The sequence below is a fragment of the Vibrio crassostreae genome (genome assembly GCF_041439375.1).
Taxonomy (GTDB): domain Bacteria; phylum Pseudomonadota; class Gammaproteobacteria; order Enterobacterales; family Vibrionaceae; genus Vibrio; species Vibrio crassostreae_D.
Genome location: NZ_JBGONY010000029.1, coordinates 49,707 through 62,576 on the forward strand (window position 1 = coordinate 49,707; position 12,870 = coordinate 62,576).

Annotated in this window: 8 protein-coding genes; 6 read left to right on the top strand and 2 right to left on the bottom strand. The window is 44.0% G+C overall.

What is annotated here, in order from left to right; genetic code table 11:
• Positions 1-106: 106 nt before the first annotated feature.
• Both ACED45_RS13500 and ACED45_RS13505 read right to left on the bottom strand, forming a co-directional pair.
• Positions 107-1,306, bottom strand: a complete 1,200-nt coding sequence (locus ACED45_RS13500; protein WP_371714251.1) for a diaminopropionate ammonia-lyase — start codon at positions 1,304-1,306, stop codon at positions 107-109.
• A 315-nt stretch (positions 1,307-1,621) separates the two neighbouring features.
• Entirely contained in the window at positions 1,622-2,716 is a 1,095-nt protein-coding gene (locus ACED45_RS13505; protein ID WP_371714252.1) for an alpha/beta hydrolase, read from the bottom strand.
• A gap of 279 nt (positions 2,717-2,995) precedes the next feature.
• Here ACED45_RS13505 and ACED45_RS13510 point away from each other — a divergent pair, with 279 nt between their 5' ends.
• From ACED45_RS13510 to ACED45_RS13535, 6 genes are all read left to right on the top strand, one after another.
• Positions 2,996-3,700 (top strand): response regulator, encoded by a 705-nt coding sequence (locus ACED45_RS13510; RefSeq protein ID WP_371714253.1) that lies wholly within the window; start codon positions 2,996-2,998, stop codon positions 3,698-3,700.
• A gap of 37 nt (positions 3,701-3,737) precedes the next feature.
• Positions 3,738-5,057 (top strand): sensor histidine kinase, encoded by a 1,320-nt coding sequence (locus ACED45_RS13515; RefSeq protein WP_371714254.1) that lies wholly within the window; start codon positions 3,738-3,740, stop codon positions 5,055-5,057.
• 91 nt (positions 5,058-5,148) lie between these two features.
• Entirely contained in the window at positions 5,149-5,424 is a 276-nt protein-coding gene (locus tag ACED45_RS13520; protein ID WP_146491158.1) for a hypothetical protein, read from the top strand.
• Positions 5,425-5,988: 564 nt separating this feature from the next.
• On the top strand, positions 5,989-8,343 hold the full coding sequence (locus ACED45_RS13525) for a M4 family metallopeptidase (protein ID WP_371714255.1): 2,355 nt from the start codon (positions 5,989-5,991) through the stop codon (positions 8,341-8,343).
• Between the two features lie 143 nt (positions 8,344-8,486).
• On the top strand, positions 8,487-10,043 hold the full coding sequence (locus tag ACED45_RS13530; protein WP_371714256.1) for a M28 family metallopeptidase: 1,557 nt from the start codon (positions 8,487-8,489) through the stop codon (positions 10,041-10,043).
• A gap of 705 nt (positions 10,044-10,748) precedes the next feature.
• A complete protein-coding gene (locus ACED45_RS13535; RefSeq protein WP_371714257.1) occupies positions 10,749-12,641 on the top strand; it encodes a methyl-accepting chemotaxis protein in 1,893 nt (630 codons plus the stop codon).
• Positions 12,642-12,870: the final 229 nt, after the last annotated feature.

Here is a 12,870-nt window from a genome sequence, read left to right on the forward strand (position 1 = left end):
GAAGAAAGCTTACATACCGCCAACTTTGGGGCTTACATTATTATGAGTTGTTCGCGATTAGCTCTTAACCACTAACAGCTAACAGCTAACTATGTACTTCTAGCTATTAGATTTTGTTGTCGATGATTTGTCGGTAGAGATCCGCGTCAGTTGCTCCTTCAGTACCAATAACCAACACTCGACTGTTTTCAGTTAAATTCAATTTTTCAGCGAATTTCGGTTCTTTTTTAGCGATGATCGCAGCAGCAAAACCAGGAACCGCAGACTCACCACCTTCAATCGCCACTTTCGTATATTCCCCACTCGCCAACATACGCATCGCTTGCGGAATGGCCTCTTCGCTCAGCGTCATAAAGTCATCCGCGCCATTTTGTAGAATTGTCCACGCCAAGCTCGAAACCTCACCGCATGCGAGCCCTGCCATCAGTGTCTCTAGATCGCCTGTAACTACCACGGGCTTGCCCGCTTGAGCACTCTTCTGTAAGCAGTTAGCCTGCTCAGGTTCGACAATTACAAAGCGTGGGCGATCGGAGCCCCACAGATCCCAGAAGTAGCCGCAAACTGCTGAAGCTAGACCACCCACTCCCCCTTGAACAAAGACATGGGTTGGGATTTCACCATCAAGTTGCTCGACAATTTCAGCCAACATAACAGTGTAGCCAAGTGCCACATCTTTCGGAATTTCCATGTAACCTTCATAAGAGGTATCCGATACAATCACGCGATTTTGCGCTTTAGCTTCTGAGTCGGCCAAACGAACAGATTCATCGTAGTTACCGGTAATGCGTACCACTTCTGCGCCGAACGCTTCCATCGCTTGCTTGCGGCCTTCCGATACGTCACGGTGAATGTAGATAACACAACCACAACCAAACATTTGTGCACCCCATGCGACGGAGCGACCATGGTTTCCGTCTGTCGCACAGCTGACAACGATTTCAGCGACTTCTGATTTCCATTCCCCGTTGAGCAGCTCACTGATGGTTGGATTCTTCCCATAACGGTTGGCGATCTCAATCTGAAGCTGACGGGCAACAGCATACGCGCCGCCCAGTGCTTTAAAACTCTTTAGGCCAAAACGCTGCGATTCATCTTTATACCAAAACTTGTTTACGCCGATCTCAGCAGAAATACGATTCAATTCATGCAAGGGAGTGACGGAATAACCCGGCCATTGTGAAATGTCCTTAATTGCCTGCTCAGAACTCGCAACACTCAGAATATCAAGTTGCTCACTTGAGTACTCCAATTCAGGGTGTGCTTGAGGGTTAGCATAGTGTGTCAGAGTGCCTGCCAGTAACTGCATAAATGATCGTCCTTATTAGTCATTCACATTGCTCCTTACATCACCAAGCATAATCGTCTTCGGCTTGTAAGGCTTGCGGATATTAAAGTTTATCGGCATCAAAGTGCTGTGATTGTGCTTTCTAAAAACCAAATCTGCAGAAATTAGTTGTTACTTAGCGAATAAATGCGGTTTTTACTCACATTCATGATCTCACGTTGAATTCATGAGCATTACAAGCGGTACCGCCTTCAATTCCAAAACAAAAAAGGCTGGTGATGACAAAGCACAACCAACCTTTCAACATACACACCTAATTTTTAATGCGAGTCAAAGCTACTCAATACGAGTGATGAAACCGTATCTATCTGAATCGGCCTTAGTCACCCAGTGTTCACCAGAGGCAGGAGCTGAATCTAAAGTGAAGATATAAAAATCGATTCCTTTGTCTCCCATCACCTTTTTAAAGTAGGTCGCTTGCTTACGATGGCTTTCATTGGTGTATGGGAATTCTTTGGCTGTTTTATCACCCTCAGCCCAACTGTGCACACCAACCTGCTTATTAAGCTCAATAGCTTTGGTGGTATCAGCGCGTTGCAAAACTCGTGGATTACCCGCTGCGAACAGATCCGTGCCGCCAGAGAACACCGAGCCTGTTGGGGTAACCACCGTCGTCATATGGTTGTTGTTGATCACCCGCCCGGTGTACATATTGATATCGTCGTCAGCGCTGCCACCGATATGGTTAGTGAACTTCAATATCATCTCACTGCCTTGATACAATTTCACGATATCAAAAAGCTGAGAATAGGTTGATGCCCCCAGAGTAGACCGAATTCGATCAACAGCACCTGTCTCGTTGAGCACATCGCGGTAAAAAGCGTTGAAAGCAAACGATGTGGTAATGGTTACCTTGTTGCCAGTTTTGGTGTTACTCAAAACCGTAGACCCGAGACTAGTCACGTATTGCGACAGCTCGTTTTGGTATTCAAGCTCAACTGCAAGCTTTCTATTGCCCGTTGTCGTTTGGATTAACGTTGTATCATTACTAATTGAACGTAGAGCCGTACCACAATCAAATGAATCAAAAAAATTACCCTCGCTGTAAATTGCACAGTCATCGACTCCTGCATCTGGAAAGTACAGGTCAACGCTTTGGCCTAAGCTATCTACAAGCCTAACTACTTTTTGCTTATCACTAATATCTTCAGCAAACTGAATTTTTTCATACTGAACACCATCATAAGTAAGCTTCATTGCTTCTTGGAGCTCTTGTCGCTCTTGATACAACTCACCAAGCTTAGCCGATGAAAATACGTAATCAGCTTTAGGCTTCGTTTGCGCCTTGGTGTCAGCCTTGCTTGAGCTTGAATTACAGCCAGCTAAAAAAATCAAAGGTAACGCCAGTAATGCCTTTCGATAGTCGTTCATAAAATCATTCCCATAATGTTTTGATGGAAGTGATTCTATTATTTAAACCCGCAAGCATCTGTCCTGTGAATGTATGAGAGTGTAATTCTTTTTGAACGTTGTTTTTTATTTTCCCCAAAAGTCAAAATCATCATTGAACTGACGTAGAAAGTGTTTAATCATTCACGTTAGGTATTTTTCGTGAAGCGTTTAAATTTAATATGCGATATCGACTTGCATAAGATGAGAATCGCTCACGTCATCTCGATAAGTGAAATGCATGATAAGGCTGGGAGTGGAATGACAAAACCTAAAATGATCATCGTGGAAGACGATTTAAAACTTCAGAAAATGTTGCAGGATTACTTTGTCACGCAAGATTTTGATGTCTCCACGTTAGATGATGGCGGTGATGCCGCACATACTATCCTATCTGAGCAACCTGATATCGTACTCTTAGATCTAATGCTTCCTGTAAGTGACGGACTTACAATCTGCCGACAGACGCGTACACACTACAAAGGTAAAATCCTGATGCTCACCGCTAGTGATGACGACTTCGATCATGTCGCTGGTCTAGAGACAGGGGCTGATGACTATGTCACCAAGCCAATCAAACCAAGAGTTCTGCTGGCAAGAGTTCGTTCACTATTACGTCGCCAAGATACCAATACTGCTTCAGCCGACGGTTCAGACAACCTACAGTTTGATAAACTGGTCCTGAAAAACACCTATAAGAAATGCGAACTTTCGGGTGAGGTTTTGTCACTCACAGACAGTGAGTTTGACCTACTTTGGTTATTGGCAAGCAACCCCGATACTCCACTATCACGTGACTACTTGACGAAAACGCTGCGTGGTATTGAGTACGACGGAATCGACCGAACAATTGATAACAAGGTGGTACGTCTAAGAAAACTATTGGGCGACGACCATGCGCCAGCAGAGAAAATTCAGACGATTCGCGGAAAAGGCTACTTATTTGTTTCCACCGCCTGGCATTAAACCTCGCTCAATACGAGCGTAATGAAAGAGAGTGATTATGCGACGTATCTATTTGGAGTCCCTACTAGGGCTATTGATTTGTTTTATTAGCGGTATTGTCGCCTACGAAATTTGTGTTTATCAACTCAATACCGACTACGAACATGTACTGCAAGATTATGAAGCAACAGCCCACCAACAACTGATAGAAAACATCGCCAAGAATCAAGGCCTTGAAGCGGCTCATCAAGCGATAAACCAGTTTGTAGAGACCACACGAAATAAACTGGTTACGTTCAGCCCTGAAGATGAAATTCCAGGCCCCGTTTCTAAGTTTTTCAGTACCAACCCAAGTACCTTTATCTTTCATGATGAAGAGCGAGATCTTTGGTTTCGCTTAGCAAACAGTGATAACACCTATCACTACCTGCCCAACAGTGAAGCATTCGTTAGGCAAAAAATCGAGTTAGAAGATGACCTCATTTGGTTGTTCTTTTTAGCGAGCTTTATCTTATATGGTTTATGCCATGTACTGATCATCTTCCGCCGAGTAAAAAAACTGGAATCAGCCACTCTGAGTTTTGCAGAAGGGGATCTCTCCTCGCGAGCTGAGACTTCAAGTGGCATTGCGATCGGTTCACTGAACAAATCCTTCAACCTAATGGCCGACCGAATTCATCGCTTAATTGAAAGCAATCGCTCACTCACTAATGCTGTCGCTCATGAACTGCGCACGCCAATATTTCGTATTCAGTGGCAAGCTGAAATGTTGAAAGACACCCTGCTAAACGAAGAGCAAGAAAGTACGATTGAGAGTATTGTCGAAGACACTGAAGAGATGGAAAAGATGGTTGATGAGCTATTGTATTACGCCAAACTTGACAGCTGTGACCTAGAAAACTTGCAACAACCATTAGAGATAAGAGACCTTCTCGACCACGCAATGACGCGCTGGAACAAAGATACAGAGCTCGACATAAACCTATCACTGCCAGAGCAACCTTATAAAATTCTTGCGGATGAAATACTGCTAAACCGCGCTCTAGATAATCTAGTACGCAACGCTATGAAATTCGCACGCTCTCAAGTGCTAATTGAAGCAACCGCGCATCAAGAGCAGCTGCAGATTGCTGTACATGACGATGGTGATGGCGTAGCACAAGAACATCAAGCGCGCCTATTTGAACCCTTTTACGTTGGCGACAAAGCGCGCAATAAAGCTAAGAGCGGCCATGGTTTAGGGCTCTCTATCGTCGATAAGATCTGCGCTCAACACGGCGCTACCGTGGAAGTAGGTCAAAGCCAAACCTTAAATGGTGCAGTATTCACTATAACCATTCAGCTATGTAATGATTCAGATGACAAACCCATACAGTAACGACAAAACACCTCTGGAATAATGTTCAACATCGGCCGGGAGATGCTGTCTCCCTATGAACCTAAACTCCAACCATTCTTAAGGTGTATTTATGAAAAAGTTATTAGTTATTTTGGGTATTGTCTCTCTTGCAGGTTGTTCAGGTATTAGCCACAACGATGAAGTTTACACAGCGCACGCTGAGAGCTTCAACATTGTCGGTTTCCAAGTTCCAGGTAATACTCAAGACCGCGCAATGGAATTAGTACCCGAAGGTGCAACCGTTGAGACTATTCACTCAACAAACTCTGATACGAGCTCTGTTCTGGGTATCATCAACCGTATTATCGGTATCGACTACGTTCAAGTTGGCGGTAAGAAGCAGTAATTCGCTTTAGTTACAAACCATAGTTAAGTGTCTTCGTTACGTACCTTTAATCAGTAGCCTGTACAAACTAAGTTAATCTAAGCCAGTGACCCGTCGCTGGCTTTTTTCATCCAGCAGATTTTGTGCTCTGTGCCAAAGAAGTGCCCAATCCCCCTTCCCTCTTGTAACTAACAATTCGAAAAATAAGCCTAAAAATCTTCAAATTCTTATCAAAACTGCCCTTAAAATCGCTTAACAGCCTTCAGGTTAAAATGACACTTTCAAATCGTTGATCCTTCTATCAGCTCGGAACACCTTAACTGAGGCACAGATCAATTTACTTAAGAATCTTAATTTCCAATAGAAATTAACACTTAATAAAAGTGTCATAATTTTATAAATAAAACATATAGGTGCGTTCAAAAATAAACAGAAACGATAACTATCTGTAAATACGAAAAATATAAGTTTCATGAATAAAAGAGATCATTGCCATGCTACTAATTAATCGGATCGAATGATGTAAATTCGTTGTGATAATTTTGTTACGTTTTCATGGATTTTACATGGAAAGAGAAAATAACAATGAAAATGAAAAAACGTTTAGTTGCCGTTGCTATAGCGAGCGCGATGTCTTTATCAGTACATGCAAGTGAATCAGTTAGCATCGATCAACCGATCAACTTTACTAGCTTTTCTGGGTTGAACACTCAGTTAGGCGTCAGTAACGCCTCTAGCTTTAAGATGGTAAAGGAAGTTAACCTCAAAAAGCGTGGCATCTACAAAGTTAAGATCCAACAGAACATCTGGGGAACGCCAGTATGGGGACATTACCTAAATGCCACCCAAAGTGTACAAGGTGGCGCACTTAAGTCTGTTCAAGGCAACTACCTTAAAACGACGACCCTAGAGCGATCGTTTGTTAAACCATCGATCAACAGCTCTCAAGCCGTTGAGCTTGCGAGTAAAGATCTCAAGGTTCAGGGCTTAACAAGCAAATCTTTAGATAACGTCCAGCATGAACTGTTTATTTATCAAGGTTCAGGAAAACAAGGACATGACAAAACACGCCTAGTCTACGTTGTCTCTTATCTTGTCGAAGGCAGCGAACAGCCAGCTCGACCATTCACCATGCTAGACGCACACACCGGCGAAGTTATCGACCGTTGGGAAGGTATTGCTCACGCACAGATCGGTACAGGCCCTGGTGGTAACGAGAAAACAGGCATGTACGAGTACGGTACCGACTACCACTACCTTGATGTGGTAGAAAACGGCACAGAGTGTGTGATGGAATCGGAAAATGTCGTTACCGTTGACCTAAATGGCGCGACAGACGGCGACACCACTTATAGCTACGAATGTCCTCGTAACGAACATAAAGAAGTGAACGGAGCCTTCTCTCCACTCAACGATGCGCACTACTTCGGTAACATCGTGTTCGATATGTATAAGAACTGGTTCGACACAGCGCCGCTCTCTTTCAAACTCATGATGCGTGTTCACTACGGTAACAACTACGAGAACGCATTCTGGGATGGCAAGGCAATGACATTCGGAGATGGTGAAAGCTTCTTCTACCCACTTGTAAGTCTAGATGTGTCAGCGCACGAAGTGAGCCACGGTTTCACTGAGCAAAACTCAGGTTTGGTTTACGCAAACCAATCCGGTGGTATGAACGAAGCTTTCTCTGATATGGCAGGTGAAGCGGCAGAATACTACATGAAAGGTACCAACGACTGGATGGTCGGCCGTAATATATTTAAAGGCGACGGGGCTCTGCGTTACATGGACGATCCATCACGCGACGGTTCTTCAATCAATAATGCATCCGAGTACTACGATGGCTTGAATGTTCACTACAGCTCTGGTGTGTTTAACAAAGCCTTCTACCATCTTGCAACCACGCAAGGTTGGGATACCAAAAAAGCATTCGAGCTTTTCGTGTTATCTAACCAAATTTACTGGTCGGAAAATAGTGACTTCTGGCAGGGTGCTTGTGGCGTGAAAAACTCAGCAAACGACCTTGGCTACAATGCCGATGACGTTGTTTCTGCGTTCGGTCTGGTGGGTGTTACCCCATGTGCAGAGCCACCACTGCCGCCAGAACCGGAATATCAACGCCTTGAAAACGGTGTTGAAGCTGCGGTTGCTGGTGAAACCGGCTCAAAAACTTACTTCGATATCGAAGTACCAGAAGGCCAAGACAAGCTAACGATTGATCTTGCTGTGTCTACTGGTGATCCGGATATGTATGTCGGTCTAGATTATGCGCCAAGCTCTCAAGAGAATATCTGTAAGAGTGAAAGCGTAACCGATGAAGTATGTGTAATTGAAAACCCAACAGCTGGTCGCTACACGGTGAACATTCTGGGTTACTCAGATTACGCAGGTGCAAACCTGAAAGCATCGTACGAATCAGGCAATGCTAACGTACCGCCAGTTTCTTCTTTCGAACACACGGTCGTAGGCAAAGAAGTAGAGCTGCGTAGCACAAGTTCGGACAGCGATGGCCAGATCGTCTCTTACCAATGGAACCTTGGCGATGGCAACACACAAGCCGGTGAAGTGACTCGTTATACCTACGCTGAAGCTGGCGACTACGTGGTGACTCTAACCGTGACTGACGATGCAGGCGTTGCAACATCAACAAGCAAGTCGATTACGATTGAAGGTGACTCAGCGGAAGGCTTCCCATTAAAACTGAAGTTTGGTAACAAAAACCCGAATGGCAAAGCTCGCGTTAAGCTGGCATGGGATTACGACACCAACGACTACTTCGTGATTAAGCGTAATGGCAAGAATGTTGGTGCTACAGACTTCAACTCATACGTCGACAAGTTCCGTCACAACGGCACAGTGGATGTGGAGTACCAAGTGTGTACCTCAAGCGATATCTGTTCAGAAACCAAGCACTACCGTTTCATTAAAACACAATAATCAATAGCAAATTCAGGGCTCCGAAAGGGGCCCTTTTCGCGGTTATCTGTTCAGAAAATGAAACATCTACACAAAAACATCCACGTGTTACACAAAAATCACCCCCATCAACATAACAATACTCACCATAAAAAGGACGACAAATGGCTATTCAAAAAAGCATGCTAGCTTTGGCTGTACTCGGAGGCTCTTTAGCCTTAATCAACAGTACTTCGGCTTACGCATCCCTAGGCATCACACCACCAGCGAACGAAGAAGTCTGGATTACCACCGATGCTGACGCACAGCATATAATGACTCAACATGGCGCAACGGTTTATCTAAGCGTGACTGGGAACAAGCACTCCATCGTAGCTAAAATCAACCAGAAAGAGCTGGCGAAACTATCCAGCCACATGCATGAAGAAACTCACCGTTGTGGTGGCTACATGGTGCACGAAGACAAAGCAAGTGCACTCAAAGCCGCAGCGATGCCACTGACAATGAACACCTTCGAAAAACCGGTGATCAGCCATCAAGACACAGTGAACGATCTGCTATCTCAGGTCGAGCCGAACAACATGGTCACGACTATTGAAAACCTAACCAACTTCACCAACCGTTTTTATACTACTTCTACTGGTGTCGCTGCTTCAGATTGGCTTTTAGAGCGTTGGGAAACAGAAATTAAGGATGTGCCGTATGCGTCTGCACGCCAGATCACGCATGCCGAATACCCACAGAAATCCGTTGAAGTGATACTGCTTGGCGCTAAATATCCTGAAGAGATCGTCGTAGTTGGTGGACACCTTGATTCGACCGTTGGATCTTGGACAAGCGAAGGCACCATCTCACCGGGAGCCGATGATGATGCGTCTGGTATTGCAACGGTAACAGAGTCGCTTCGCCTGATGATCGCCAGTGGTATTCAACCAGACAAAACCATTAAGTTCTATGGTTATGCTGCAGAAGAAGTTGGGCTACGTGGCTCACAAGATGTCGCTAATGCATTAAGAGACGAACAAGCAAACGTTGTATCGGTACTGCAATTAGACATGACCAACTACAACGGTTCAGCACACGATATTACCTTCATCACCGACTACACCGACAGCAACCTAACGGCTTACCTGAGCGAGTTGATTGATACCTACGCGAGCGACATCAGTTACAGTTTCGACCGTTGTGGCTATGCCTGTTCCGATCACGCATCATGGCACAACGTTGGCTACCCAGCAGCTATGCCGTTCGAGAGCATGTTCAACGATTACAACCCTAGCATCCACACGCAGCATGATACGATTGAGAACTCAGATCCAACTGCAACCCATGCCTCGAAGTTCGCTAAATTGGCGATTGCTTATCTCGTTGAAACTAGTCTGGATTCACCTGTTGCAGGTCCAACAGAACTTCAATATGACGTCCCTGTTGAAGGACTATCCGCAGGTTACGGTGAAGAGCAATTTTTTACCCTAACAACGGAAAACGCAGGGCAATTAACCGTAACCATGACAGGCCCTCGCAGTGGCGATGCCGACTTATACGTCAAATATAATGGTGTGGTATCAAAAGCAAACTTTGACTGCCGTCCATATCAGAACAGCAGCAATGAACAATGTGTATTGAACAAACCTGCGGGTGAATTCAGCATCATGGTGCGCGGCTATCGCAACTTCAGCGATGTATCTATCGTCGCTAACTTTATCCCTGATCTTCTCTAGGGCTGACTAGCTAAACTCAAGAATGACATGGCTCACTGCCAAAATAACAAAAAAAACGCAGCTGAACTGGCTGCGTTTTTTGTTAGGGAGACTGAGGAACTTGAGAGCCAATACTATTTTACGAAAATGAGTTAATTTAAGTGTAAATAGAGAGATTCTTTTCACCTAATAATGACCACAAATATATTACGCCTATTTCAATCAGTGAAAACCACTCCCACATATTAACTTAAATAAAAGCTAAAATAGAAAAACCTTAATTAGATACTTCTTTATTAACTCTATTCTCTCCTCTCTATTATGGGAATCAACAACTCAGACCAGTAAGAAAGTTTAAATAAAATTAAACAAACTTTCATTTTATGATTTATTTAAAGTAAACAAATGCCATAACCTTATTTTAATTAAGGGCAATAATCAACAAGCAACCCCATACACACCAAGGCATAAGCAATAAAATCAGCAAGTAAGACCAGTTTAATTATGGGATATTGGTTCAATAAAAATAAGCACTCGATACACCAAGTAAATAAGTAATCATTGCATTTAATAAATATTGCATATATTAATTAGATGTATATTATTCACAAATAAACCAAGCTTATACGTGAATTTTATAAGTGTTATATTATTTAAAGTTCGGACATTCGCCTGAATTATAAGAAATCTTAAAAATAATCAACACTGCTTATATTGGAACAAGTTATGAGTGCTAAACTAAAAATATTGCTTTCTATTATGGGGCTAACAGTCATGTTAATCATGACGACAAGCTTTTTAAGCTGGAAGAATTTCGAGACTTCGTCGACCGTAAGTTATAAAAAACAGTTGGGATATAAATCTCAACTTATCGCAGATACTATCGGACAGAAAATTAATCGCTACTTTGATATTTTGAAAGTAGTGAGCAATGAGCTGTCTTTCGATGAGCGTGGTCAAGTCGACACATCACGAGCAATCACAACGCTCCATAGTGCCATGAGCTCAACCAAAGTTACTAACATCTACTTTTCTCTAGCGGATGGCACTTCCTACTCGTCAAAAACCAATGGCATCATCGAAAACTTTAATGCCAAAACCAAACAACGCGAATGGTTTTTGAAAGCAATGAGTGGCGAGGACAAAATCATTACTCGTCCTTACCTGGCGTCAACCGGTGACCAAGTAATGTCTCTAGCAACGCCTATCTACAAACAAGGCAAGATTGTCGGCGTTGCTGCTCTAAACATCCTGGTTGAAGACCTGACCAGATTCACCGAGCAACTCACCACAAATAATAAAATCTTCGTCACTCGTGAAGATGGCTTTATCTTAGCCGCACAAAACCCGTCTTTAATAGGGAAAAGTATCTTCAACGAGATCCCAGCTTTTGCGAACAGAGACACCACGCGAGAAGAGAGCTTCGAGTACGTTTATCTGAATACGGAGTTCTTGGCAGCAGGCGCTAAAATCAACGATCTTGGTTGGAGTGTATGGACGTGGGATAAAGAGACCAATGTTAATCAGGACTCAAAAGATAACCTAACTGAAACTCTGATCACCTCTTTGACGCTACTGCTTATTTGCGCGGGTTGCGTGTACTACGTTGTTGAAGTTTTGGTTTACCGCCCACTCGGTGGAGAGCCAAGTGAAATAGAAGCGACCGTAGCTAAAGTGGCCTCTGGTGACTTTACCGCAATCAAACAACAACAGGGCAAAGCGATTGGTATCAATGCTGCAGTTAACGATATGGTCAATGAGCTGAGCACCACAATTGAGACCATCCGTAACTCATCGAACGACCTGTTTACCTTTGCAGAAGGCATAACCAACGCAGCCGACAGCGTGAATGCCAGTTCTGCCTCGCAAATGGAACAGCTAGAGCAAACTTCGACGGCAATGAACGAAATGTCGGTCGCTGTAGATGAAGTCGCACAAAACGCTCATCGAGCTTCAGAAGCGGCGATGCAAGCAGCGCAAGAAGCACAGTCCGGCAATCAAACGTTTGATACTGTAAATCACAGTATTGTGAGCCTCTCTCAAGGGATTCAAGAAGTTTCCGACGTCATCAACACCGTAGGTGAGAAAACCTCAAGTATTGGCACCGTATTGGACGTGATCAAAGACATTGCAGACCAAACCAACCTGCTTGCCCTTAACGCTGCCATTGAAGCTGCACGAGCTGGTGAGCAAGGCCGTGGTTTCGCGGTTGTTGCTGACGAGGTTCGTAACCTAGCCAACCGCACTCAACAGAGCACCAATGAGATTCAAGAGGTGATTACTTCATTGCAGCATGAAGCCAATAGCTCTATGGATATGATGCAGATGAACCGAGAAGCATCAAATGTCACCATGGAGAATGCGAAACGAGCACAGGCTTCACTCAATGAAATCTCGAGCTCTATCACCGTCATTGAAGACATGAATACACAGATAGCCACAGCGACTGAAGAGCAAACCCTTGTCGCAGGCGAAATCAATCAGAGTATCGTTGACGTCAATGACAAAGCCCGCGAGACACACAACTTGTCGGCATCAAACCAAGAGAAAGCTTCGGAACTTATTGCACTGTCTGAAAAGCTCACGCAAGCAGTCAGTACCTTTAAGCTAAACCGTTAACCTCAACAGCATTTAATAGAAACTGATTAGGGGGAGGCAATTCCCCTAATCACAACGCCAAGGCGAAAACCTCATCTCACTGCCCGGGTGATTTGAGTAAACGATTTCTCGAAGTACCCCTACACACAACCTCTAGCTGTCTCTTTTCCATCTCGGCAAGGAGAGGCTTTTTGCTGGCTTTGTTTCCTAAATCAGGGAACTAATGCTTAAAGCTACGATCAGATCATCT